This is a genomic window from Nocardia sp. CDC153, assembly GCF_035818515.1.
Taxonomy (GTDB): domain Bacteria; phylum Actinomycetota; class Actinomycetes; order Mycobacteriales; family Mycobacteriaceae; genus Nocardia.
In genome coordinates this window covers 141751-166400 of sequence record NZ_JAYKYU010000007.1, presented here as the reverse complement: position 1 = coordinate 166400, position 24650 = coordinate 141751, and the positions used below count along the sequence as shown (strand labels likewise).

Annotated in this window: 23 protein-coding genes; 9 read left to right on the top strand and 14 right to left on the bottom strand. The window is 69.2% G+C overall.

Features of this window, described 5'->3' with window-relative positions:
* Positions 1-19: 19 nt before the first annotated feature.
* Together VMT65_RS33960 and VMT65_RS33955 are read left to right on the top strand one after the other, a co-directional pair.
* Positions 20-1099: an ABC transporter ATP-binding protein gene (locus tag VMT65_RS33960; RefSeq protein ID WP_326312764.1), complete on the top strand. Its 1080-nt coding sequence runs from the start codon at positions 20-22 to the stop codon at positions 1097-1099.
* Positions 1071-2264 carry an alginate lyase family protein gene (locus VMT65_RS33955; RefSeq protein ID WP_326312763.1) on the top strand — a complete coding sequence of 398 codons (1194 nt, stop codon included), beginning with the start codon at positions 1071-1073 and terminating at the stop codon, positions 2262-2264. Before VMT65_RS33960 ends, VMT65_RS33955 begins: the two co-directional genes overlap by 29 nt.
* A gap of 4 nt (positions 2265-2268) precedes the next feature.
* Here VMT65_RS33955 and VMT65_RS33950 read toward each other — a convergent pair whose 3' ends face one another.
* The 3 genes from VMT65_RS33950 to VMT65_RS33940 all read right to left on the bottom strand — a co-directional run bounded on the left by VMT65_RS33950 (position 2269) and on the right by VMT65_RS33940 (position 5595).
* On the bottom strand, positions 2269-4248 hold the full coding sequence (locus tag VMT65_RS33950; protein WP_326312762.1) for a M13 family metallopeptidase: 1980 nt from the start codon (positions 4246-4248) through the stop codon (positions 2269-2271).
* Positions 4249-4331: 83 nt separating this feature from the next.
* Positions 4332-4712, bottom strand: a complete 381-nt coding sequence (locus VMT65_RS33945) for a DUF397 domain-containing protein (protein WP_326312761.1) — start codon at positions 4710-4712, stop codon at positions 4332-4334.
* A 31-nt stretch (positions 4713-4743) separates the two neighbouring features.
* Positions 4744-5595: a Scr1 family TA system antitoxin-like transcriptional regulator gene (locus VMT65_RS33940; protein WP_326312760.1), complete on the bottom strand. Its 852-nt coding sequence runs from the start codon at positions 5593-5595 to the stop codon at positions 4744-4746.
* 90 nt (positions 5596-5685) lie between these two features.
* Here VMT65_RS33940 and VMT65_RS33935 point away from each other — a divergent pair, with 90 nt between their 5' ends.
* A complete protein-coding gene (locus VMT65_RS33935; RefSeq protein WP_326312759.1) occupies positions 5686-6159 on the top strand; it encodes a hypothetical protein in 474 nt (157 codons plus the stop codon).
* Here VMT65_RS33935 and VMT65_RS33930 read toward each other — a convergent pair.
* Both VMT65_RS33930 and VMT65_RS33925 read right to left on the bottom strand, forming a co-directional pair.
* Positions 6149-6703 carry a DUF4190 domain-containing protein gene (locus tag VMT65_RS33930; RefSeq protein WP_326312758.1) on the bottom strand — a complete coding sequence of 185 codons (555 nt, stop codon included), beginning with the start codon at positions 6701-6703 and terminating at the stop codon, positions 6149-6151. The genes VMT65_RS33935 and VMT65_RS33930 overlap by 11 nt on opposite strands.
* A 9-nt stretch (positions 6704-6712) precedes the next feature.
* A complete protein-coding gene (locus VMT65_RS33925) occupies positions 6713-7486 on the bottom strand; it encodes a pirin family protein (RefSeq protein ID WP_326312757.1) in 774 nt (257 codons plus the stop codon).
* Positions 7487-7789: 303 nt separating this feature from the next.
* Here VMT65_RS33925 and VMT65_RS33920 point away from each other — a divergent pair, with 303 nt between their 5' ends.
* The 3 genes from VMT65_RS33920 to VMT65_RS33910 all read left to right on the top strand — a co-directional run bounded on the left by VMT65_RS33920 (position 7790) and on the right by VMT65_RS33910 (position 11372).
* Positions 7790-8260 carry an NUDIX hydrolase gene (locus VMT65_RS33920; RefSeq protein WP_326312756.1) on the top strand — a complete coding sequence of 157 codons (471 nt, stop codon included), beginning with the start codon at positions 7790-7792 and terminating at the stop codon, positions 8258-8260.
* Complete coding sequence (locus VMT65_RS33915; RefSeq protein ID WP_326312755.1) at positions 8257-9612, top strand: MFS transporter; 1356 nt, start codon at positions 8257-8259, stop codon at positions 9610-9612. Before VMT65_RS33920 ends, VMT65_RS33915 begins: the two co-directional genes overlap by 4 nt.
* A 125-nt stretch (positions 9613-9737) precedes the next feature.
* Positions 9738-11372 carry a DUF4185 domain-containing protein gene (locus VMT65_RS33910; RefSeq protein WP_442790364.1) on the top strand — a complete coding sequence of 545 codons (1635 nt, stop codon included), beginning with the start codon at positions 9738-9740 and terminating at the stop codon, positions 11370-11372.
* A 7-nt stretch (positions 11373-11379) separates the two neighbouring features.
* Here the strand turns inward: VMT65_RS33910 and VMT65_RS33905 are convergent, their stop codons facing one another.
* From VMT65_RS33905 to VMT65_RS33870, 8 genes are all read right to left on the bottom strand, one after another.
* On the bottom strand, positions 11380-12243 hold the full coding sequence (locus VMT65_RS33905; RefSeq protein ID WP_326312753.1) for a biotin-dependent carboxyltransferase family protein: 864 nt from the start codon (positions 12241-12243) through the stop codon (positions 11380-11382).
* On the bottom strand, positions 12240-12959 hold the full coding sequence (locus VMT65_RS33900) for a 5-oxoprolinase subunit B family protein (RefSeq protein ID WP_326312752.1): 720 nt from the start codon (positions 12957-12959) through the stop codon (positions 12240-12242). Before VMT65_RS33900 ends, VMT65_RS33905 begins: the two co-directional genes overlap by 4 nt.
* Before the next feature lie 17 nt (positions 12960-12976).
* Entirely contained in the window at positions 12977-13729 is a 753-nt protein-coding gene (locus VMT65_RS33895; protein ID WP_326312751.1) for a LamB/YcsF family protein, read from the bottom strand.
* Between the two features lie 81 nt (positions 13730-13810).
* Positions 13811-14938 (bottom strand): sulfate/molybdate ABC transporter ATP-binding protein, encoded by a 1128-nt coding sequence (locus tag VMT65_RS33890; protein WP_326312750.1) that lies wholly within the window; start codon positions 14936-14938, stop codon positions 13811-13813.
* Positions 14931-16550 carry a DUF885 domain-containing protein gene (locus VMT65_RS33885; RefSeq protein ID WP_326312749.1) on the bottom strand — a complete coding sequence of 540 codons (1620 nt, stop codon included), beginning with the start codon at positions 16548-16550 and terminating at the stop codon, positions 14931-14933. Before VMT65_RS33885 ends, VMT65_RS33890 begins: the two co-directional genes overlap by 8 nt.
* Positions 16551-16560: 10 nt before the next feature.
* Complete coding sequence (locus tag VMT65_RS33880) at positions 16561-17358, bottom strand: ABC transporter permease (protein WP_326312748.1); 798 nt, start codon at positions 17356-17358, stop codon at positions 16561-16563.
* Positions 17358-18101 (bottom strand): molybdate ABC transporter substrate-binding protein, encoded by a 744-nt coding sequence (gene modA / locus VMT65_RS33875; RefSeq protein WP_442790363.1) that lies wholly within the window; start codon positions 18099-18101, stop codon positions 17358-17360. The genes VMT65_RS33880 and modA overlap by 1 nt, the downstream gene beginning before the upstream one ends.
* Before the next feature lie 20 nt (positions 18102-18121).
* Positions 18122-18553, bottom strand: a complete 432-nt coding sequence (locus VMT65_RS33870) for a TOBE domain-containing protein (protein WP_326312747.1) — start codon at positions 18551-18553, stop codon at positions 18122-18124.
* Between the two features lie 151 nt (positions 18554-18704).
* Here VMT65_RS33870 and VMT65_RS33865 point away from each other — a divergent pair, with 151 nt between their 5' ends.
* Complete coding sequence (locus VMT65_RS33865) at positions 18705-19472, top strand: hypothetical protein (protein ID WP_326312746.1); 768 nt, start codon at positions 18705-18707, stop codon at positions 19470-19472.
* 3 nt (positions 19473-19475) lie between these two features.
* Here the strand turns inward: VMT65_RS33865 and VMT65_RS33860 are convergent, their stop codons facing one another.
* Complete coding sequence (locus tag VMT65_RS33860; protein ID WP_326312745.1) at positions 19476-20942, bottom strand: CCA tRNA nucleotidyltransferase; 1467 nt, start codon at positions 20940-20942, stop codon at positions 19476-19478.
* A gap of 173 nt (positions 20943-21115) precedes the next feature.
* Between VMT65_RS33860 and VMT65_RS33855 the strand changes: the two genes are divergently transcribed.
* Positions 21116-21742, top strand: coding sequence for an NUDIX hydrolase (locus tag VMT65_RS33855; RefSeq protein ID WP_326312744.1), 627 nt, complete (start codon positions 21116-21118; stop codon positions 21740-21742).
* The gene (locus VMT65_RS33850; RefSeq protein WP_326312743.1) at positions 21739-24264 is read left to right on the top strand and encodes a DUF6049 family protein; all 2526 of its coding nucleotides are present in this window, start codon (positions 21739-21741) and stop codon (positions 24262-24264) included. Before VMT65_RS33855 ends, VMT65_RS33850 begins: the two co-directional genes overlap by 4 nt.
* Positions 24265-24650 lie beyond the last annotated feature (386 nt).

Sequence of the window (24650 nt, the reverse complement as noted above, 5' to 3'; positions counted from 1 at the left end):
AGCGAGGAGACGCGCCAGCATGGCGACTGTGCAGTTCGAGGGTGTTTCCCTCACCTATCCGGGTGCGCCCGGCCCCGCGGTCGACGACCTGAGCCTGGACATCGCCGACGGCGAATTCCTGGTGCTGGTCGGGCCTTCGGGCTGCGGCAAGTCCACCAGTCTGCGCATGCTGGCGGGTCTCGAATCGGTGACCGCCGGGCAGATTCGCATCGGCGGACTGGATGTCACCGGCCTGCCGCCGCGCTCGCGCGACGTGGCCATGGTGTTCCAGAGCTACGCGCTCTACCCGAACATGACCGTGGCCGAGAACATGGGGTTCGCGCTGCGCAATGCGGGAATGAGCAAGGCCGACACCCTGGTTCGGGTCAAGGAGGCGGCGGCCATGCTCGAGCTCGAGGAGCTGCTCGATCGCAAGCCCGCGCGGCTGTCCGGCGGCCAGCGCCAGCGCGTGGCCATGGGCCGGGCCATCGTGCGGCGGCCGCAGGTGTTCTGTATGGACGAGCCGCTGTCGAATCTCGATGCCAAACTGCGGGTTTCGACCCGCTCGCAGATCGCGGCGCTCCAGAAGCGGCTCGGCACCACCACCGTGTACGTGACCCACGATCAGGTCGAGGCCATGACCATGGGGCATCGGGTGGCGGTGCTGAAGGACGGCAAGCTGCAGCAGATCGCCGCTCCCCGTGAGCTTTACGCCGATCCGGTCAACACCTTCGTGGCCGGGTTCATCGGCTCCCCGGGCATGAATCTGCTCACCGCGCCGGTGCGCGCGGGCGAGGCCGTGCTCAACGAGCTGCGCATTCCGCTCCCGCGCGCGGTCGAGGGCAAGAATGTGGTGGTCGGCATCCGGCCCGAATCCTGGGAGGTCACCACCGATCCGAGCAATGCGCTCGCGGTCGAGGTGGAGCTGCTCGAGGAGTTGGGCGCGGAATCGTTCCTCTACTCGCACGGCATCGCCGACGAATGGTCCAGCCGCTCCGGCCGCGTGGTCGCGCGCGTGGATCGCCGCTTCCGAGTGGCGCTCGGCGACCGTCTGTACTTGACTCCCAAACAGGATGAATTGTTCTTCTTCGATGCCGAAACCGAAGAGCGCCTGCGCTAATCGAGGCCTGGTCGCGCTCGCGACCGCCGCCGTCGTGAGCCTGCTGCCGGGGTGCACCCCGGCGGCAGCGCCGACCCATGCCGCGCCCCTGCTGTTCGCGCACCCCGGCGTGCTGGTCTCGCGCGAGCAGCTCGACTTCGCCAAACAACAGGTGGCGGCCGGGGCGCAGCCGTGGAAGGGCGCGTTCGACCAGCTGGTCGCGAGCCCCTACGCCGCACTGGATCACGCGCCCGTGCCCCGGGCCGTGGTGGACTGCGGCTCGTATTCCAAGCCCGACAACGGCTGCACCGACGAGCGCAAGGACGCGGTGTCGGCCTACACCGATGCCCTGGCCTGGTATTTGACCGGTGACACCCGCTACGCGGACAAGGCGATCGAGATCATGGACGCCTGGTCCGGTACCGTCACCGACCACACCAACTCCAATGCGCCGATCCAGAGCGGCTGGGCGGCGTCCATCTGGACCCGGGCGGCGGAGATCATCCGCTACAGCCACGACTGGCCCGGCGCGGGCCGCTTCGGGGACATGCTGCGAAATGTCTACCTGCCCAAGGTGATCAATGGTTCGCAGTCCAATGGCAATTGGGAACTCGTCGAGTTGGAGGCCACGCTCGGCATCGCGGTCTACACCGAGGACCGGCCCACCTGGGACAAGGCCGTCGGCATGTATCTGGACCGGGTGCCCGCCTACATCTACCTGTCCTCGGACGGTCCGATGCCCAGGGTGTCGGCGCGCAGTAACCTGCGCACGCCCGAGGCCGTGATCAAGTACTGGCAGAACCAGTCCACCTTCGTCGACGGTCTGGCCCAGGAGACCTGCCGCGACTTCGAGCACACCGGCTACGGGCTCTCGAGCATCGCCCATATCGCCGAGACCAGCCGCATCCAGCACGAGGATCTGTACCCGCAGGTCGGTGACCGACTCCGGGCGGCGTTCGAGTTCCACGCCAAATACCAACTGGGCGAGCCGCTCCCGGCCGACATCTGCGGCGGCAAGTTCGACAAGAAACTCGGCCCGATCACCGAGGTCGCTTTGAACGCCCTGCACAACCGCATGGGTCAGGATCTACCCGAAACCCAGCGGCTGACCGATCAACTCCGCCCCGAGGGCGTCTTGATGTTCAGCCTCTGGGAGACCCTGACCCACGCCCAGAATCCCAACTAGCCGCTCACCAGATCTTCACGCGCTCAGCGGGATCCAGGTAGAGCTCGTCACCGGGCCGCACGTCGAACGCCTCGTGGAAGCTGTCCAGGTTGCGCACCACGCCATTGCACCGGAACTCCGGCGGCGAGTGCGGATCGACGGCGAGACGGCGAATGGCCTCCTCTTGGCGAGCCTTGGTGCGCCACACCTGCGCCCAGCCGAAGAAGACGCGCTGCAGGCCGGTGAGACCGTCGAGGACAGGGGATTCCTTGCCCTCCATAGCGATCTTGTACGCCTCCAGGGCGATCGAGAGCCCGCCCAGATCGCCGATGTTCTCGCCAATGGTGAACTCGCCATTGACCTTGTGGTCGTCGGAGAGGTCCTTGGGGGAGAACTGGTTGTACTGGGCGATCAAAGCCTTGGTGCGCTTGCCGAATTCGGTGCGGTCCGACTCGGTCCACCAGTCGACCATATTGCCGTCGCCGTCGTACTTGGAGCCCTGATCGTCGAAGCCGTGGCCGATCTCGTGGCCGATGACCGCGCCGATGCCGCCGTAGTTGGCGGCGTCGTCGGCGTTCATGTCGAAGAACGGCGGCTGCAGAATGGCCGCGGGGAAGACGATCTCGTTCATGCCCGGGTTGTAGTAGGCGTTCACCGTCTGCGGGGTCATGAACCATTCGCCGCGATCCACCGGGCCGCCCAGCTTGTTCAGGTCCCGATCGTGTTCGGCGGCATAGCCGTTGCGGTAGTTGCCCACCACGTCGGCCGGATCGATGGTGACGGCGGAGTAGTCGCGCCACTGGTCCGGGTAGCCGATCTTGGGGGTGAACTTCTCCAGCTTGGCCAGCGCGGCCTGCCGGGTGTCCGGTCCCATCCACTCCAGCCGGGAGATATTGCGGCGGTAGGCCTCCTGCAGGTTCGCCACCAGTTCGACCATGCGGGCCTTGGCCTCCGGCGGGAAGTGCCGGGCCACATAGAGCTTGCCGACCGCCTCGCCCAGCAGATCCTGCACCAGCGAGACACCGCGCTTCCAGCGCTCGCGGTTCTCCTGCGCGCCGGTCAGGGTGCGACCGTAGAAGTCGAAATTGGCCTCGACCAGGGCGGCGGTCAAATACGGCGCGCGGGCCTTCACGACCCGCCAGGCCGCCCACGCCTTCCAGTCGTCCAGCGATTCCGAGGCCCAGGCCTGGGCGAAGTCGCGCACGTAATCCGGCTGGCGCACCACCAGTTCCGCGAACAGCTCCGGGCCGGAGCGATCCAGGCCCGCCGCCAGCGCGGAAGTCCAGGCGGTCCAGTCGAATTCGGGGTTCTCGGCGACCAGATCGTCGAAAGTGATGAGGTTGTAGCTCAATTCGGCGTCGCGGCGGCGTACCACGTCCCAGTGGCCCGCGGCCAGCTTGGCCTCCAGGTCGAAGACCCGCTGCGCGTCATAGGCCAGGCCCGCCAGCTCGAACATGTGGCGGATGTGGGCGACGTACTTCTCGCGGATCTCCGCGTACTCGTCCTTGTGGTAGTACGACTCGTCGGGCAGGCCGATGCCGGACTGGGTGGCGTGCACCAGGTAGCGGGTGGAGTTCTTGTCGTCGGTGTCGACGTAGAAGGCCAGCGCGCCACCCACACCGGTGCGCTGCAGGCGGCCGATGAGCGCGGCGAAGTCCGAACGGTCGGACACCCCGGCCACGGCGGCCAGCTCCTCGGCGATCGGGGTCAGACCGGCGGCCTCGATGGCCTCGGCGGCCATGAAGCTGTTGTAGAGGTCGCCGATCTTGCGTTCCTCGCTGCCGGGGGCGGCACCCGAGGCCGCGGCGTCCTGAATGATCTTCTGCACGTCCAGCTCCGCCTGGTCGTACAGCGTGCGGAAGGCGCCGTCGACCGCCCGGTCCGCCGGTATCTCGTAACTGTCCAGCCATTTGCCGTTGACGTGCGCGAACAGGTCATCCTGCACCCGCACGTCCGCGTCACGGAAGGACAGATCGATACCGGAGGGAGTCAGCTGCGAAGTCACGGAACCCAGTATGCCCACTCCGGAGGCACACGGCCGGGCGCTGTGAACTTCGCACCCCGCGCGTTCACGATCGGTGAACGCACCTAAGCGGGGAGCGGCAACCGGTCGAATTCCCCGTCCCGGACCCCGGCGACGAAGGCAGCCCATTCGCCGGGGGTGTAAAGGAGGGTGATCTGTTCGTGCGTGAGAGTTGTGTGGCCGTCCGCACCGGTCTCCGCGATGAGCGCGGTGCGGTGGATATGGCGGCCCAGCACGGCGTCCAGGAATGTCATCCATTCTGGCGCGGTGACGGTGATGATGGGCTCGTCGTCAAGGCGATGTTCCGGATTGCGCCGGTACTTGCTGTCGCGGATGAGCACCGCATCACCGTCGAATCGAACCTCCACGCACTGATTTCCGTTATTGGTACGAGTCGACGTGAACCAGCCGGTGGATTCCGGCTGGTACTTCGCGGTGGTTTGCATGGGCAGCATTTTACAGTTCCGCATGCGTTTCCTACCCTTGCGAATAGCGTTTGATCAACTCCAAAGATTCTGCGCGACCGAGAGATTGGTCCAGTGCGCGCACAAATGCGAACCGCAGATCGCGAATCTGCTCCGGATCCTCCACGGCCCCACCGAAAACCGCGCTCTCCACCCAGGTGAAGGTGGGCAGATTTTCGGAAGCGAAATCCAGCAGATGAAAACTCGACCCGCCCAGCAGTGCGCCGCGGGTCGCGGTGAACGGAATCACCCGCACCGAAATGGAATCCAGTTCGTCCAGCAGTGTTGCCAGATGTTCGAGTTGCCCGCGCAATACTTTCGGGCCGCCGATCTGTTGCAGCAGCGTTGCCTCGCCGATGACCGCGGTGAGCTCGACCCGGTCATCGCCGCGCAATCGCTCCTGCCGCCGGAGCCGTACCGCCACAAGCTGTTCCACCTGCACCGGCCGAATCATGACGTCGGCGCTGATGAGCGCGCGGGCATAATCCTCGGTCTGCAACAGCCCGGGCACCACCAACGAGTCGTAGCTGCGAATACTCTCCGCACCCAGTTCCATGCCGTAATACCGTTGCAGCTCCGGCCCGATCAGCGCCGAGGACTTGGCCCACCAGCCGCGCTCCTTGCTCAACGCCAGCAGTTCCAGCAGCTCCTCGCGTTCTTCGCCCTCCACCTCGAGCAGTTCCAGCACCGGGCCGATGGTGGTCGCGGTGAGCACGCGCCGCCCCTTCTCCACGTGCGACCAGTTGGCCGGGGTGAAGCCGACGCGCTTGGCGAAGGTCGCCGAATCGAAGCCGCGTTGCTCGCGCAGGTCGCGCAGCCGCAGGACCAGCTCCCACCGGGCGACAGTTGGCGAGACGGGTGCCATGACCAGCGATCCTACGCCCGCCAACTCGCGGGCGTGTGACTATTGTCATACCGATTGGCCCGGCATAGGGTCGGTAGCAGGAGGTTCGCCATGAGCGCGCTGGACCCGTCCTCGTATACCGCCACCCAGGAAGCGTTGGCCCGGTGCCGCCGCTACCGCAAGGAGCACGGCCTCTACGGCGTGGTGGACTCGACCCTCGGTCGAATCATGTTGGAGGTCGGGGCCGTCGGAGCCGTCACCATGCCCGCCGACCTGGGCCGCCGGGTCCGCGACGCGCTCGCCGCCCGGCAGCGCCGCGGACCCATCATCGCCCACCCGCGTTCGGGTCGCTGGACCTTCCTGACCGGACCGATGGACGACTCGTACCTCGACATGGCCCTGTTCTCCGACCTTTTCCGCGATTGCGCCTCCGTAGCGCTCCCGGGTAGCAGCATCGTGCTGCCCTCGCCGTCGGATGAGCACAGCGGCTACCGGGTGTGGATTCACCCGCCGGAGGGGGACTTTCGCCCGGAGCTCGCGGACGTGCTCGCGGCCACCCGCGAGTGCCGTCCGGTCAGCGGGTAGGCGCGGGCGTCAGGGTGACGCTGAACTTGTCCTCGACGCGCTTGTTGAACTCGTCCTGGCACTGCTGAATCTTGGACTGGTCGTTGCCCGCCTTGTTGAGGCAGTCGATCAGATCGGTGCCGCCGGTGTCCTTGAAGAAGATCCACACCACCGCACCGACGATGACACCGATGATCAGGGCGAGGGCTCCGGTGATCACACCGCCGAGTGCCATGCCGAACCCACCGGCCGCGCCGCGGCGGGCGCGCACCATGGCGATCACGCCCAACACGACGGCGACCAGGCCGCACAGAATGCCGATGACGGTCAGCAACACGGTCCAGCAGGTGAGCAGGCCAACGATGCCGAAGACCAGGGCGGTGATCGCCATGCCCTTGCCCTTGGGCGATTCGGTCCAGTACTGCTGACCCCCGGGCGGCGGATAGCCGCCACCCTGCGGTGGGTACTGGCCCTGGGGGCCGGGCTGAACGTACTGGCCCGGCTGGCCGTAAGGACCAGACTGACCGTACGGTCCCGGCTGATCCGGTGGCGGGTACTGGTTCATGGTGCGATGCTATTGCCCGCCGAGGCGGGCATGCATTTCCCACACCAGGATTTCCGACGGCAGGTTCGCGGTGACCCGCTGACCGCCGCTGCGGGCCAGCCGCACCGCGTCACCCTCGTACAGGGTGCCGACGCCCTCCATCTCCACTTCCCCGCGCGCGACGAAGACGTGCAGGTACGGTGCCTCGGGCAAGCGAACCTCGGCCGCCTCGCCGGGCAGCCGCGCCACATGCAGTGCGGAGTGGCTGCTGGCAATGGAAATGGCGGTCCGGTCGCGATAGCGGGGCAGGCCCGAGGCCACGGTGACCAGGCCGCCGCCCGCCAGCTCGGCGTCGACTTCCAGCTGCTGATAGCCGGGGGTCAGCCCGGATTCGTCCGGCACCACCCACATCTGGACGAAATGCACCGGCTCCTGATGTTCGGGCGCGGCGCTGATCCGCCAGGAATCGTTCTTCTCCGAATGCAGAATGCCCGTGCCCGCGCTCATGCGCTGGGCCAGACCGGGATAGATGACGCCGTTGTGGCCCAGCGAATCCTGATGCACCAGGCTGCCGCTCAGGACCCAGGTGACGATTTCCATGTCCCGATGCGGATGGGTCTCGAAACCCTCGCCGGGCAAAACGATGTCCTCGTTGTTCACCAGCAGCAGGCCGTGATGGGTGTTGTCGGGGTCGTAGTGTTCTCCGAACGAGAACGAATGCTTCGAATCCAGCCACGCCACACGGGTTTTCATGCGGTCGCCGCCACGATGGACATCGATGTGTGGTGTCGTGAGGGTGGACACCGCCGTACTCCTCTCACCGGCGAGCACCGATCGGGTTCCAGGGTAGGGGCACAATCCATGCCTCGCGCTGAACTCCAGGTAAATAGTCTAGCGTGGGAGCACCGCCGCCCCGCCCGCTGCCGACCAGGCCATACACCCCGGGTAGTAGGTTCGGGCAAACGCGCGGCGACTGTGTCGTCGAGGGCGCACCGGACTGCGACGGAACGGTGAACAGCGGGTTCCGGCCCGTCCGTGCCCCGGCGGACCGCGGTCGGCGACCGTATCATGATGTGCCGCAAGCGAAACGGGAGGGAGAGCAGGGGGATGCGACCCGAGGTACTCGCGGGCATCGAGCGCGAACTCCGGCAGCAGGCCGAAAGCGAGGGGATCGCTCACTTCGTGGTGGGCGTGGCCGTCTTCCGCGCGGGCAAACTGCTGGTGGTGCGGCGTGTCGCGGACGGGTCGAATGCAGGCATGTGGGAACTGCCCGGTGGCGGAGTGGAATCCGGGGAATCCTTCGCCGACTGCGTGGCCCGCGAGCTGTACGAGGAGACCGGGCTGCGGGTCGTGCGCGTCACCGACGTGCTGGGCGGCTTCGACTACGCCACCCGGACCAAGTCCCGGGTGCGCAAGTACAGCTTCGTGGTCGAGGCGCAGGACGGTGAGGTCCGGCTCGACCCCACCGAGCACGACCGCTACCAGTGGATCGACGCCGACACCGTCGACAACCTACCCATGGCCGACGATATGCGCGCCGCGGTCTTCGCCCTGGTGACCACCCACCCGAGCCGATGACCGCACCCGCCCCGGAGGGTTCGGTCGACCGGCCCGCCCTGCGCGACCGGCTCGCCGCGGCCCGCACCGGGCTGCACGAGAATCCGGGCACGCTGCGGCTCACCGCGGTCCGGTTGGCGGGACAGTTCGGGGACGGCATGTTCCAGGCCGCGCTGTCGGGGGCGATTCTGTTCAATCCCGAACGCGAGACCGACCCGCTGGCCATCGCGGGCGGCTTCGCGGCGCTGCTGCTGCCGTATTCGATCATCGGGCCGTACGCGGGTGCGCTGCTCGACCGCTGGGATCGCCGCCTGGTGCTGCTGGTCGCCAATCTGCTGCGGGGACTGCTCATTCTGTTGACCGCCGTGGGCCTGCTGGCCGGAATCCGCGCCACCCCGCTGCTGCTGGGCGCGCTGGCCGTGGTCGGGGTGAGCCGCTTCGTGGGCGCGGGTGTGTCCGCCTCGCTGCCCCGGGTGCTGTCGCAGCGCTGGCTGGTGCCGATGAACTCGGTGCTGGCCACGGTGGCCTCCGGCTGCGCGATTCTCGGCGCGGGCCTGGCCTTCTCGCTCATCGGGCTGATCGGCGCGGGCGATCTGGCCTCGGCGGTGGCCGCGGCGGTCAGCGCCACCGGTTCGGTCGTGGGCGCGCTGGCGGCGGCCGGATTCCGGCCCCGCGCACTGGGACCCGAGCGCGACGAGGGGTCCGGGAGCCAACGGAATACCGTGCGGGCGATCGCCGCGGGGCTGCGGGAGGGTGCGACCGCGGCGTGGCACTCGCGCGAGGTCACCACCACCTTTCTCGGCATCGGCGCGCACCGCATCGTCTTCGGCGCGGACACCCTGCTCATGGTGCTGGTGCTGCGGCGCGGTGACGAGACCGCGGTGGGGACGCACATCGCCAAATTCAGCGCGGCCATCACCGCCACCGGGTCGGGCATGCTGACCGCGGCCGTGGTCGCGCCGATCCTGATCCCGCGCCTGGGTCGGGCACGCACGGTGGTGACCGGCCTGATCGCCGCCATCGCGATACAGCTGGTGCTGGTCACCCCCATCACCGTCGCCACCGGGGCGGCCGAGCGGTGGGCCGAATTGTCCTTGCTGGCCGCGGCGTTCCTGCTCGGGCTGGCGGGCCAGGTGATCAAGCTGACCGGTGACGCGGCCATGCAGATCGATATCGACGACGCGCATCGCGGCCAGGTCTTCGCGCTGCAGGACACCGTTTTCAATATCACCTTCGTGCTGGCGCTGGCGGGCGCCGCCCTGGTGGTTCCGGCCGACGGGCGATCACCGGCGCTGGTGGCGGCCGCGGCGGCGGTCTACGCGTGCGGAATCCTTGCCATCGCCGCGAATTCGCGACGGCACGCCAATACCTGACCGGGCGACACGCCAAGATCGCTACCCGGATGCCGGTCCGGCCGGTTACCGTGACAGGGATGCGTACGGCACGCTCCAGACCGACTGCCGCCCTGGCACTCTCGGGTACGGCCGTGCTTGCCGTCATGCTGCTGCCCGCCGCACCGGCGCTGGCCTCACCCCTGGCCCCCTGGGTGCCGCCGTCCATGAACGCCTGCGGTGAAACGGAATTCGACCCGCTGGCGCGCCAACCCGACCCCAAGCTGCCGCCCCCGACGCCGCCGACGCCGCCCCCGGCCGACGACACCATTCACGTGCAGATACCGGTGCCGCAGTTCACGCCGGTCCCCATTCCGGGACCGCGGCCGGACAACACCCGCATCGACGCCGCGCCCCTGCCCGCGGACCCGTGCGCCAACCCCTGCCCGGATCTGCGCAACGACCAGAGCCCCAAGCCGGAACAGCCGGAACAGGCTGTGCCGGAGGCTGATCCGGCCGATCCACCCGGCGATCCGGCCGGCACCTCGGGCGCGCCCGCCGACCCCCCGGGCGATGCGGGCACCGGTGGCGATGCGGGCACGGGTGGCGATGCGCCCGCGCCGCAGCCGAACGCCGGATCCGGTGGGCTGTCGCTGCCGGGGCTGCCCAAGGTGCAGTTCGACCAGATTCCCGAGACCGTCCCGGTCCCGGTGCCCGGCGGTGACCCCCTCGATCCTCAGCCGCAGCCCACACCGGCCACCCAGCCCCCGGCCCCCGCGCCCGTGGCCGCGCCGGTGGTCCCGCGCGAACTCGACTCCCTCGCCCTGGTGAATCAGGTGACCGGGCACGGGTCGACCAACCGCACCGACATGCGGTGGTCGGTGGACGGCACCGACCTCGGGATTCTCTGGGAATCCGCGCCCGGCAAGATCGCGGTCGCGTTCGGCGACACCTTCGGCAAGGGGTGGGAGCCGCCGGGAGCCGGTGCGGGGGACCAGGACTGGCGCAGCAACAGCATCGCCTTCAGCAGCACCCGCGATCTGTCCGGGGGCCTGGCGCTGGACACCTTCGTGCAGAACAGCCGCTGCCACGCCGCCGAGATCCTGAGCAGCCGCAAGATCGACAACTTCGAGATCACCACCATCCCCACCTCGGGTTTCGCCCTCGACGGGCGGCAGTACCTCACCTATATGTCGGTGGCGCGGTGGAGCCGCCACAAGCCCGGCATGTGGTGGACCAATCTGGGCGGGCTGGCCTGGTCCGACGACGGCGGCAGCACCTGGACCAAATCCGAATGGGCGCGCTGGGACAATATTTTCGGGCTCGGACGCTTCCAGGTGCAGGCCATGGCGCCGCACGACGGATACGTCTACATGTTCGGCACGCCCAACGGCCGCTTCGGGACCATCGGGTTGGCGCGGGTGCCGACCGATCAGGTGCTCAACAAGACGGCCTACCAGTACTGGGTCGACAACACCTGGGTGCCCGCCATCGGACCCGACGAATTGCTGGCCACGCCGGTGCTTTCCGGCACCGCCGGGGAGGTGTCGGTGCGCTATGACGCGTCGAGCGGACAGTGGCAGATGGTCTATCTGGATCTCGACCACCACGCCATCGCGCTGCGCACCGCCGCCGAACCGCAGGGCAGCTGGACCGATCCGGTGACGCTGGTCGACACCGACGACTATCCGACGGCCTACGGCGGCTACATCCACCCCTGGTCGACCGGGAACGATCTGTACTTCACCATGTCGGCGTGGAACAGCTACAACGTGTATCTCATGCACGCGAAACTGAAGTGAGACACCGCTATTCGACTCTGCGGAAACGCAGGGGCTGACCGGGCCGAGCCTGGGCGACGGTGTCCACGTCGGCGTCGACGACCACGGCGATGACCGGATAGCCCCCGGTGATCGGATGGTCGGCCAGGAACACCACCGGCTGGCCGCTGGGCGGCACCTGGATCGAACCCAATGCCATGCCCTCCGTGGGCAATTCGGCGGTCACACCGCGCCGCAGCGGCGGCCCGCTGCGCCGGTTCAGGCGCGCGCCGATCCGGTCGGTGTCGGAGGACACCGTCCACTCGCCCGCGAAAAGCGCTGCGGCATCGGCGAACCAGTCGGCGCGCGGCCCGGGAATGGCGCGCACCGTGAGCAGGTCGTTGCCCAGCACCGGCACCGGCGCGACATCCACGATGGGCCAATCGCGCGGCGGCTTGCCCACCGGCAGCTCGTCGCCCGCGCGCAGCGGGTCCGGTCCGATGCCCGAGAGGGTGTCGCGGCTGCGGGAGCCCAGCACGGGCGCGACCTCGATGCCGCCGCGCACCGCCACGTAGCTGCGCAGGCCGGTGCGCGCGTAGCCGAGCCGAAGCCGTTGGCCCTCTTCCATTTCCAGCACGCTGGCCGCGCCCATGGCCCGGTCGTCGACGGCGATGGGGGCCGAGGCGCCGGTCACCGCCACCGTGACGTGCCGCCGCGCCAGCAGTTCCAGACCGCCCAGCAGCACCTCGATACCGGCCGCGCCCTCCGCATTGCCGACCAGTCGATTGGCCAGCCGCAGCGACGCCCGGTCCGCCGCACCGGCGGTGCCCACCCCGGAGTCGAACCAGCCGGGACGGCCCAGATCCTGAATGGTGGCCAGCGGGCCCACCCGCTCGACGCGCAATCCGTTCATGGGCGCACCTCCGCACGCACGAAACGAACCCTGGTGCCCGCCCGCACCAGGGCGGGCGGATCCCGATCCACCGCCCACATCGGGAGTTCGGTGGTGCCGATCAGCTGCCACCCGCCGGGACTGCTGCGCGGGTAGACCGCCGAATAGCCGCCCGCCAGCGCCACCGCGCCCGCCGGAATCGCGGTGCGGGACTGGGTGCGCCGCGGCACGCTCAACCGGCCGTCCGGGGATTCCAGATAGCCGAAGCCCGGCGCGAAACCCACGAAGGCGCAACGCCAGACGGTGCCGGTGTGCTGCGCGATCACCTCGTCCGCGGTGACGCCCAGCAGGCGCGCGACCTCCGCCAGATCGGCGCCGTCGTAGCGGACCGGGATCAGCAGCGCGTCGGAGGCGTCGGTTTCGTCCGCCGAGCCCCAGGGGTCCGATTCGGGACGGCCCGGCCGCGCGCGCTCGCCCACCGCCACCCGGGCCCGGGCATCCAGGCGGGCCAGCAACGCCCGCAACTGTTCTCGGACCCGATCGGCGGCGGCGGGCGCGGTGAGGGTCACCAGCACGGTCTCGGCGGCGGGCAGCACATCCACCACGCCGGATGGACGCACGCGCAGGGCGGAGACCAATTCGGCGATCATCGAGTGCGTCGGTGGAATCACCAGCAGCGCACGGTCACCCGCCGCCCGCACCTCGCCGACGGTGTCGCATCGTTCGGGACCGGTCATGGCCGTTCACCCCGCGCTCAGGCGAAAGCCCGGACGGGCGTACCGGATTCGTCGAGGGCGGTCCGAATGCGACGGGCCATCTCGACCGCGGCCGGGGTGTCGCCGTGCACACAGATGCTGGCGGCGTGGACCGCGACCGTGCCGCCGTCCACGGCGGTGGCCTTGCCGTCGCGGGCGATCGAGAGCGCCTGCGCCACCGCGGCATCCGCGTCGAGCACCGCGCCGGGCAGGCCGCGCGGGGCCAGCAGACCTTCCGGCGTGTAGGCGCGATCGGCGAAACCCTCACCGACGAAGGGGATTCCGGCGTCCACCGCGGCCCGTTCGAGTTCGGTGGCGGCCGGGCCGAGCAGCATCAGCTCGGTGTCGAAATCGCGCAGCGCGGCGACCACCGCGTCCGCCAGCGCGCGGTCGGCGGCGGCCTGGTGATACAGCGCGCCATGGGGTTTCACGTAGCGCACCCGGTCACCGGCGGCCCGGGCGAAGCCGTCCAAGCTGCCGATCTGATACAGCGTCTCGTCACGCAGGTCCGCGGGGGAGATGGCGATGGCGCGGCGGCCGAAGCCGGGCAGATCGCGGTGACCGACGTGCGCGCCGATCCGGACGCCCTTGGCCACGGCCAGCGCGCAGGTGCGGCGCATGATGGCCGGGTCCCCGGCGTGGAAGCCGCAGGCGATGTTCGCGCTGGTGACCACGTCCAGCATGGCGGCGTCATCGGCCATCACATAGTCGCCGAAGCCCTCGCCGAGGTCGCTGTTCAGATCCAGCGTCATATGCGTCCTCCAGCTGTCGTCGTGTTCCGATTGTGGTCGCGCCCGCATCCGGCGACAAGAATCTCACGTCCCGAACCCTGGTCAATGCGGGTAGACGTCGACCTCGGTCGCCTTGACCGCGAAGTACACGTCCATTCCGGGAGCCACGCCCAGGTGGGCCACCGCGGCCGGGGTCAGATCCGCCGCCAGGCCCGCGGCCGCGCCCGGACCGTCCACCGCGCGCACCCGGATGACGCCGCCGCGATCCTCCAGTTCCGCGACCCGCACCCGGAACACATTGCGGGGACTGCCTTCCGGATGCTCGAGGTGCACCGCCACCGCGGTCGGCGAGAACACCGCCGCCGCCGCGCCGCCCACGGGCCACTCGGCCGCGCATCGGCCGACGATCTCGAGGTCGCCGTCGGTGACCGCGCCCAATCCGGGGCTGCCGCCACTCGCGGCGGTGCCCAGCAGCAGATTCACCCCGGCGATCCGCGCCGCGAAACGGCTCCGCGGCCGCGCCAAAACCTGTGCCGCTCGACCGGACTCGATGACCCGCCCGGCCTCGAGCACCGCGATCCGGTCGGCCAGCGTGACCGCGTCGATGATGTCGTGGGTGACGAGAATCGTTCCGGTCGGGCGGGCATTCGGCAGGGCCGCGAGCTGTTCCGCGGCGGTGTCCCGCAGGACCCGACGCAGGAGGGTCCGCATGGCCGGGGCGGCGGTCACGTCCAGTGCGGCCATCGGCTCGTCGAGCAGCAGAACCTCCGGATGAACCGCCAGCGCCCGGGCCAGGGCGACCCGCTGGGCCTGACCGCCGGACAGCGAACCGGGCGATCGGTTCGCGAATTCCTCGGCGTCCACGGCCCGTAACCACTCCCGGGCCAGCGTCACCGCCGCGCTGCCGCGCATCCCCCGGCTGCGCGGTCCGAAGGCCACATTCGATTCGACCGAGAGATGCGGGAACAGCAGGGCGTCCTGCGCCAGCAGCGAGACCGCGCGCCGATGCGGCGGCACCGCGATGCCTTTCGCGGTATCGGTGAGCACCCGGTCGCCGAGGCGCACCGCACCGGAGTCCGGAACCAGCAGGCCCGCGACCACATCCAGCAGACTCGACTTGCCCGCGCCATTGGGTCCGAGCACCGCCAGCACCTCGCCCGGCGGAACCTCCAGGGCCACCTGGAAATCCCGGTCCGCCAGGCGCGCGGTCACCGACAGTCCGTCAGCCATCGTCGACCCCGAGCAGCAGGCGCAGATGGCGCGGGGCGGGGGAGCCGTGATCGAGCATGGCGTCGTGCCATTCGCGCGGGGAGGTGACGACCGGACGATCGGCGGCCAGGGCGGCGACCTCGGTGTACCCCACGAAATAGGTGGAGAGCTGGGTGGAGCTGAGCAGGGTGCGTCGCCATTTACCCGCGGCCTCGCCCTCCTCCTGAAAGCCGCGGTCCAGCATGAGGCGCATGGCCTCGGCCTTCGTCATGCCCTCGCAGTGCACCGACTGGTCGAGAATGGCGTTGATGGTCATGCGCAGATGGGACTTCAACTGCTGCAGGCGCACCGGGAGGCCACCGAAACCCCGGTCGGCCATGAGTTTCTCGGTGTAGACGGCCCAGCCCTCGATGAAGGTGCCGCTCCAGCACAGCGCCCGGATCGGGGTCGCGCCACGGTAGCGGCGGGCGCGGGCGAGCTGCAGGTAGTGACCGGGCATGGCCTCGTGCACGGTCAGATTGCGCATCATGTGGTTGTTGTATTCGCGGTAGAACGAGGTCACGCGATCGCTGGACCAGTCGGCGGGGGTGGGCGCGATGGCGAAGAACGTTGGCAGCTCGGCGGTTTCGAGCGGACCCACCGGATCGCAGTAGGCGATGGCGACACCGCGCGCGAACTCCGGCATCTCCTGAATCACCAGCGGATCGTCGACCAGGGTGGCCAAATCGTGGTCACGGACGAAGGCGGTGGCCTCCGCCAGGGCCTCGCGCGCGACGGCGACCACCGTGGCATTGTCCGGATGCTCGCCACCGAGCTGATCCATCGCCTTGCGCACGGTGTGGTCGTCCGGATTCGCCACACCCAGCAATTCCCCGGCCGCGGAACGGATTTCACCGGTCAGCTGCTCGAGGTGCGCGAAGGCGCGCTCCAGAATCTCCCGCGAGCTCAGATTGGTGTCGAGGGTGTGCCAGAGCTTGGCCTCCCACAGCCGACGACCCAGGCGCGGGTCGCGATCGGAGGTGTCCAGGCGGTCGGTGAGCCAGGCGGTGAAGTCCGTCAGCGCCGAGATCGCCTCGCCCGCAACGGGTTCGATCTCGAAGCCCGGGACCTGGGCCGCCAGCTCGGGAAGCTGCTCGCGCAACAGGGACGCCACCCCGCCGAACTGGCCGACGGCGGTCTCGACGTGCACGCGCGGCATATCGCCGAGCACCACGCGGGCCGTGGCCAGCGCGTCGGGCAGCACCGTGAGCCGCGCGCGCAACGCCTCCAGCCGCACCTCGGCGGAGGCGAAGGGACGCGCCAGCAACTGGTACAGGAGCGGTCCGGGGTTGTGCAGCAGGGGATTCCACTCGTGTTCGCGAGTGTCGAGCCGCTCGAAGAGCATGGCGTCGACGCGTTGCTGCAGGAGCGCCAGATCCACCCGGTCGGCGGGGGAGAGGTCCTCGTCGTCGATCTCGGCCAGCGCGTGCGAGGCCTCGCGCAGCATGGCGACCTGCCCGCGCACCGCGGCCCGTGACCAGTCCGGCAGCCGCTCGTCGGAGCGGTGATCACCGACCGAGGCGGCCAGGTGCGGATCGGCAGTCAAGAGCGCTTCGACAATGCGCTCGGCGCGCGGTACGAAAACAGACGACATGGCAGCCACGCTAGCTCGCACCGCCGACCATCCGATCCGGGGCGATACCCGGCTTGCGATACGCCACCAGCACGATCACGGCCGCCACCAGCACCAGGAGCAGGGAAAGCGCCACGGCGGCATCGGGATCGGACTCGCGCTGGAGGTAGATCTCCAAAGGCAGGGTGCGGGTTCGGCCCTGCAGGCTGCCCGCGAAGGTCAGCGTCGCCCCGAATTCGCCGAGCGCCCGCGCGAAGGCCAGAATCGTGCCCGATACCAACGCCGGGCGCAGCAGCGGCAGCGTGACCCGCCACCACACGACCGACGGCCGCGCGCCGAGGGTGGCGGCGATCCGCTCGTAGCGGTCACCGGCGGTGCGCATGGCACCTTCGAGGGTGATCACCAGAAACGGCAACGCCACGAAGGTCTGCGCCAACACCACCGCCGCCGTGCTGAACGCGATGCGAATGCCCATCGACTCCAACTCCCGACCCACCAGACCGTGACGGCCGAACAGGTAGAGCAGGGCCAGACCGCCGACCACGGGCGGTAAAACCAAGGGCAGCAGCACAAGTGCGCGCAGCACCGGCAGCACCCGCCACCGCGAACGGGCCAGCACCGCCGCCATGGGCACCCCGAGCAGGACGCACAGCACGGCGGCGGCGAGCGAGGTGCGCAGGCTCAATTCCAGTGCCACTCGCGAGGATTCGGAGGTGATCAGGCCGACGAAGTGCGACCAGTCCACCGCCCCGGTCAGCGCTACCAGGGGACCGGCCACCAGCACGAAGCCGATGGCCGCCGGAAACAGTAGCCAGACCGGAGGTTTCACTACGGCTTACCGAAACCCGCCTGCTGCAGGGCCTGCTGCCCGTCCGGCCCGGTGACCAGCGCCTCGAAGTCCTTCGCGGCCGCGGCGTTCTTCGAATCCGCCACGGTGGCAATCGGATAGGTGTTCACGGCCTTGGCCGACTCCGGGAAGTTCACGGTCTGCACCTTGTTGCCCGCCCCGGCCGCGTCGGTGACGTAGACCAGACCCGCGTCGGCCTGCCCCGAGGTCACCTTGGCCAGCACGTCGGTCACCGAGGACTCCTCACTCACCGGCGAAATCGACACGCCCGCCTCGGTGGTCACCTTCTTGGTGGCCGAACCGCACGGCACCTGCGGCGCGCACACCACCAGCCGCAGACCCGACTGCGACAGGTCCGCCAACGAATTGACGTGTGCCGGATTGCCCGGGGGCGTCACGATGGTCAGCACATTGGTGGCGAAAGTCTGCGGCTTGTCGGTGATCCGGCCGCCCTTCACCGCCTTGTCCATATTGGCCTGATCGGCGGAGGCGAAGACGTCGGCGGGCGCGCCATTGTTCAACTGCGCCACCAGATCCGACGAACCGGCGAAGGAGAAGGTCACCTTCGTGCCGGGATGCGCGCTCTCGTACTGGGTGCCCAGCTGGGTGAACACCTGCTTGAGCGAGGCGGCGGCGAAGACCGTGATGGTCTTGGTGTCACTGCTCGTCGACGAGGAACCACAGCCCGACAGCAGGCCCGCGCCCACCACCGCGGTCGCGGCCAGCGCCGCGCCGGACCTGACGCCTAGGCCGTGCCACCGGCTTCTCTCGAATCGGACACCGTGGCCGCGGTCTCCACCACCACGGTGGTCGCCTTCACGCTCGCCCACGCCACGCTGCCGGGTTGCAGCCCCAGCTCGCGCACCGACTCGCTGCTCATCAGCGAAACGACTGTGAATGGTCCGCATTGCATCTCCACCTGTGCCATCACGGTATCGGCCACCACCCTGGTGACCAGTCCGGGAAACCGATTGCGTGCCGAACTGGCACTACCCATCCGGGTCTGCGGAGTGCGGGCCTGCTCGACGGCCAGTTCCGCGAGCTGTTTGCCATCCACCACCAGGCGACCGGATTCGTCCTTGCGCGCCGAGAGCGTGCCGCTGTCGATCCAGCGACGCACGGTGTCGTCGCTGACACCCAGGAGCTGGGCGGCGTCACGAATCCGAATTTCGGGCATGACAGGAAGAATACTTCCGCAGATTCGGAAGCAATAATCGTATATCTCCGCATATGCGCACGATGGGTGTGAGGGCCGAGCCCCCGCACCCCCTTAGTTCACTTCCGCGCTCCTGCCCCTGTCACCGACGGCCAGTACGCTCGAACCAATCATGGCCACGTATTTCGATCCGAAGGCCTGGTCGTGGACGAGCTTCACGAGCTTCACCACCGCCTGGCTCGAGCCCGCCGCCGATTTCGGCGCCGGGACGGTCACCGCACTGATGCCCGACGTGCTCATGACGCTGCTGTCGGAGGGAATCCTCAGCCGTTTCGGGGGTCAGGAGGTCAGCGCCACCCTGCTCGGGCACGACCTGCGGGCCACGCTGCACACGCTCAAGGTGCGGCGGCGCGGTGCGCACTTCCAGACCAAAACCGTTCTCACGGGCCTGCTCTGGAACCGGCATCCCATCGAGGAACTGACCGTCATCGCACACGGCGTGCGACTCATCCCCGGTGTGCCCACCAAGGTGCGCGCCGCGCAGCTCGACCTCGAGGGCGTCATATCCGTTGCGGCACTGCTGGACTGGATCAACTCCTGGCAGCCGGACTGGGAATTGGAACCGGCCGCCGACGGACTGGTGCTGGCCACGCACCGCCGCCGCCGGATCAAGGCGCTGGCCGAGGCCGAGATCACCGACAATCTGCTGTCCATCCGGGTGCATCGGGCGCATTGGCGAAAGGTGCGCGCGCCCAAGCGATTCACCGTGCTGGATCCGATTCCGCTGACCGGCCTGCCGAGTCAGGCGCGCATCAGCCGCGCCCAAAGGGTCGGCGACCAGGTGGTTTTCGCCGCGGATCTGCCGTCCATCACCGGATCGTTCGACCTGGCGCAGATCCGCTCGGCCATCGTCGCCGGGACGACGCTCATCATCTTCTGAGCGTCAGGACTTCTGGGTCGGCCACCACTCGAGCAGCGCGGCCTCGGCCTCGTCGCGGCTCATCGGACCGCGATCCAGGCGCAGCTCCTTCAGGAAGCGCCACGCCTTGCCGACATCCGGACCCGGTCGCAGGTCCAGCAGTTCCATGATGGCGTTGCCGTCCAGATCCGGGCGCACCCGCGCCAGATCCTCCTGCTCGGCCAGGCGCTCGATGCGGGCTTCCAGATCGTCGTAGGTGGAGCGCAGCAGCGCGGCGCGGCGCTTGTTGCGGGTCGTGCAGTCGGCGCGAACCAGCTTGTGCAGGCGGGGGAGCAGATCGCCGCCGTCGGTCACATAGCGGCGCACCGCCGAATCGGTCCACTGGCCCTTGCCGTAGCCGTGGAAGCGCAGGTGCAGATACACCAGCCGCGCCACATCCTCGGTGAACTGCTTGGGATACTTCAAGGCGCGCATGCGCTTTCGCACCATCTTCGCGCCCACCACCTCGTGGTGGTGGAAGCTGACGCCGCCGCCGGGCTCATTGCGCTTGGTGGGCGGCTTGCCGATGTCGTGCAGCAGCGCGGCCCAGCGCAGCACCAGATCCGGATCGCCCTGCTCCTGATCGATGGCCTGGCGCAGCACGGTCAGCGAATGCTGGTAGACGTCCTTGTGCTGGTGGTGCTCGTCGATCTCGAGCTGCATGGCCGGGACCTCGGGCAGCACCCGCGCGGCCAGGCCGGTCTCGACCATGATGTCGATGCCGTCGGTCGGGTATTCGCCGCCGATCAGCTTGTCCAGCTCGGCGCGCACCCGCTCGGCGGTGATGCGATCGATCTCCGGGGCCATGGCCACGATGGCCGCGCGCACCCGCGGTGCCAACTCGAAGCCCAGCTGCGAGACGAAGCGGGCGGCACGCAGCATGCGCAACGGGTCGTCCTGGAACGAATCCCGCGGCAGCGCAGGCGTATCCAGCACACCCTCGAGCAGATCCTCGATACCGCCCAGGGGATCCACGAATTCCAGCTCGCCCAGCGCGCCGATGCGCACCGCCATGGCGTTCACCCGGAAATCGCGGCGCACCAGATCACCCTCGAGGGTGTCGCCGAAGGTGACCTCCGGATTGCGCGAGACCCGGTCGTAGGAGTCGCTGCGGAAGGTGGTGATCTCGAGCTGCTGTCCGTCCTTGGACGCGCTCACGGTGCCGAAGGCCAGCCCGCCGGTGTCCCAGAGATTGTCGGCCCAGCCGCGCATCATCTCCTGCACCACCTCGGGGCGGGCGTCGGTGGTGAAGTCCAGATCGGTGCCGAGCCGACCCAGCACCGCATCGCGCACACTGCCGCCGACCAGATACAGCTGGTGACCGTGCGCGGCGAACAATTCGCCCAGCGGGGTCAGGACGTCCGAGAGCCGCCCCAGGGTTATCGCCGCCGCCGCCAGCAGGCGAGTACGACGATCCTCCACGGCTGCTTCCTCGGACTTCGGCGAAACCACGACATCGGAGCTTAGTCGGTGCGGGGTCCGATCCCCGAAAAGCGTCCGGGCGCCCCCGGTCCGCATCCGGCGTGCCGCGCCGCGACCGGGGTCTACCTGGCACGGGAGCTCCATATATAGGGGAGCTACCGCGGTGGGGCGGGCACGCCCGCTGTCCCCTATAGACTGGCGCAGTGTCCCCGGCCGATCGTGCGAACAGTCGACGCCGCCAGCCCCGGCGGCGCGGTTCGGCCGGTAATGCGGCGAAATCCACCGGTGCCGCGAAATCCACGGGCGCTACGAAGTCCACGGGTGCCACCAAGTCCACGGGCGCTACGAAGTCCGCGGGCACACCGAAGCCGCGCATGCGCACGGTCCGGGAGACCTCCGCGGGCGGACTCGTCGTCGACGGGCTCGACGGCCCCCGGGAGAAACGCTGCGCCGCCCTCATCGGCCGCACCGATCGGCGCGGCCGCCTGCTCTGGTCGCTGCCCAAGGGCCACATCGAAGAGGGCGAGACCGCCGAGCAGACCGCCATTCGGGAAGTGCAGGAGGAGACCGGCATCCACGGCACCGTGGTCGCCGAACTCGGCAGCATCGACTACTGGTTCGTCACCGAGGGCCGACGGGTACACAAGACCGTGCACCACTATCTGATGCGCTGCCTCGGCGGTGAGCTCTCCGACGCCGACGTCGAGGTGACCAAGGTGGCCTGGGTTCCGTTGAGCGAACTAGACTCCCGGCTCGCCTACGCTGACGAACGCAGGCTGGCCGAGGTCGCCAACCGGCTGATCGACCGGATGGAGAACGGCAGACAATGACGCGTGCGGGATCGCAGCGCACGCTGCTTTCACTCGTCGCGGTAATGCTGGCGGTGCTCACGCTGGGGATCATCGGACCCGGACTCGGTACGCCCATTGCCGCCGCCGAACCCACCGGCAATGGCAGCGGCCAACAGCCCAGCGGGCCGAAATTCCTGAAACTGTCGCTGGATTCGGTCACGCCCACCGCCATCACGGCGACCAGCGACCCGTACTTCGTGGTGTCGGGCACGGTGACCAATATCGGGGACCGGCCGGTCAACGACATCAGCGTCCGCATTCAGCGCGGGGCCGCCGTGACCAGCCCCAGCGGACTGCGCTCCGCGCTGCGCCTCGATCAGATCAATTACGACGTCAATGGCGAATTCCAGGACGTCGCCGACAAATTGGCGGCCGGACAGCGCAAACAGTTCAGCCTCACCATCGCGCTGCACGCGGGCGGCGACCTGCCCAGCGGGATCTCCGCGGTCGACATCACCGCGCCGGGTGTCTATCCGCTGCTGCTGAATGTGAACGGCCAGCCCGACTACGGCGGCCAGGCCCGCCTCGACGACGCCCGCTTCCTGCTGCCCGTGCTCGGCGTGCCCGGCGGCGGCGACCCGAAACACCAGGCCGCCCAGCCCAATCCGCCCGCCGGTGACGCGGCCGCGCCGGTCGCCACCACCATGCTGTGGCCGCTGGCCGACCGCCCCCGGCTGGTGGCCGGACGGCCCGGTTCCCCGGACGGGCCCGCGCTGCTCACCGACGACGACCTGGCCGCGTCGCTGGCCCAGGGCGGGCGACTCGACCAATTGCTCTCGGCGCTGGAGAGTCTCGCCAAACCGGACAGCGGTCGCGATCGCAGCCTGATCAACGCCATCTGCCTGGCCATCGACCCGGACCTGCTGCAAACCGTGACCGATATGACCACGGACTATCTGGTCCTGGCGAGCCCCTCGGATCCGGAGGGGCCCACCCGGGCGGGCACCGGCACCCACGCGGCCAAGGCGTGGCTGGAACGACTGCGGGCGATCGCGCCCGGAATGTGCGTGGTGGCACTGCCGTTCGCGCAGGTCGACCCCTCGGTGCTGGCCGCCGCCGGTGACGTCACCCTGGCCGATCGCGCGCTCAACGCACCCGCCGACCTGGTGGACACCACGCTCCGGGTGAAATCGGTGCGCGGCGTGGCCATTCCGGACGCGGGTTCGGTGGACACCGACGGCGCGACCCTGTTCGCGCATCACGGCTTCACCAGCGCCGTCCTCGCCGACAATGCGGTGACCACGGCCGACGGCCGGAACAACCTCACCTCCACCAAGGCCCCGGCCCCGCCGAGCGGCGGCGGCGACGCGGGCACCCCCGACGTGGTGAACCTCGCCGACGTCACCGTGCCGCCCGCGGTCGGCGCGACGCCGCCGCCCGCACCGGCCGACCTGCACGCGGTCAACTTCGACATCTGGGCCGCCACCGCCCTGGCCGCCATTGGATCCAACCCGCCGACACCGCCCTTCACACCCGAGAAGGTCCGCTACGACGTCACCGTCGACTCCCGCGCGGCCCGACTGCAGGACGCGCTCGGGGCCATCGCCTGGACCGCGCTCAACCCGCAACCGGGTCGGCCCCGCTCGGCGCTGCTCATGCCGCCGCAGCAGTGGGGAGCCAATCGCGACGAGGCGACCGCGGTGCTCGGCCAGCTCGATCTGCTGGTGCGCAACAATCTCGCCACCGCGCGCCCGTTCACCGATCTGCTTGCCCAACAGCCGGATCCGCAGCCCTATGAACTCGACTACCTCGCCGGGGCCGCCGACGAGGCGGTGCCCGCGCACTTCGCCGAACCGGTGCACCAGCAGGCCCAGCGCATTACCGAGCTGATGAGCGCGCTGGTCGACGTCCCGCAGCAGGAACTGAGCCCGCGCGATTTCCTCACTCCGCTGCGCGACGATCTGATCCGGGTGCTGTCGCTGTCGGACCGCCGGGCCGGGGGAGCCGCCGCGGACACCAATGCCCAGCGCCGCCTCGACCAGACCACCAAAACCCTGGACAACCTGTTCGGATCGGTGACGGTGCTGCCGCCCGGCGGCGTCTACACCCTTGCCTCCGAACAGAGTCCGCTGCTGCTGGTGGCCCGCAACGATCTGCCGGTGGCCATCCGGGTGCGCTTCAAGATCGACGCGCCCGCCGAGACGAACATCACCGATATCGGTGAACAGCAGTTGCCGGCCAAGGGCAATCGGTCTTTCCAGATTCCCACCGAGGTTTCCGACAGCCGAAACCTGGTCATACCCATCGCACTTACCACACCGGACGGCGTGCCGCTCGGCAATGCGGTATCGGTATCGGTGCGGTCCAACGCCTACGGTCAGGTGTTGGCAATAATTACGGCGTGCGCGTGCGCACTGCTGCTCCTGCTGGTCGGTCGCCGACTGTGGCACCGCTTCCGCGGGCAGTCCGACCCGGCCGACGAAGAGTTCGACTCGGGCACCCGACAGGAGCGGCGCGCACGTAAGCGGGAGTTGAAGCGACAGAAGCAGGAGGCACGGTGAGCGAGTACGGCGGGCCGCGCTCATCCGGCCGACCGGAGGGACCCGACGGGCCACCGCCACGTCGCGCGCCCTCCGCACCCTGGGAACGTGGTGTACCCGGGGAACGCGGTGTACCTGGAGAACGCGGTGTGCCGCGGCCGGGGCCGCGCGGACCGCAGCCGCCCGGCTCGGGGCAGCAGCCCCGGGTACCCGGATCCCAGCCGCCGCCCTCGGGCGGCCAGCGGGCGATTCCCGGTAATCCGCAAGGGAATCCGGGCCGTCCGCGTCCAGGTCAACCGACCGGTCCGCAACGCCAGCAGCCACCCGGACCCGAATCCGGGCCCATCATGCACCGGCCCCGGCAGCAGCCGCCGCGACCCGATCCCGCGGCGGGCGGACGCATTCCG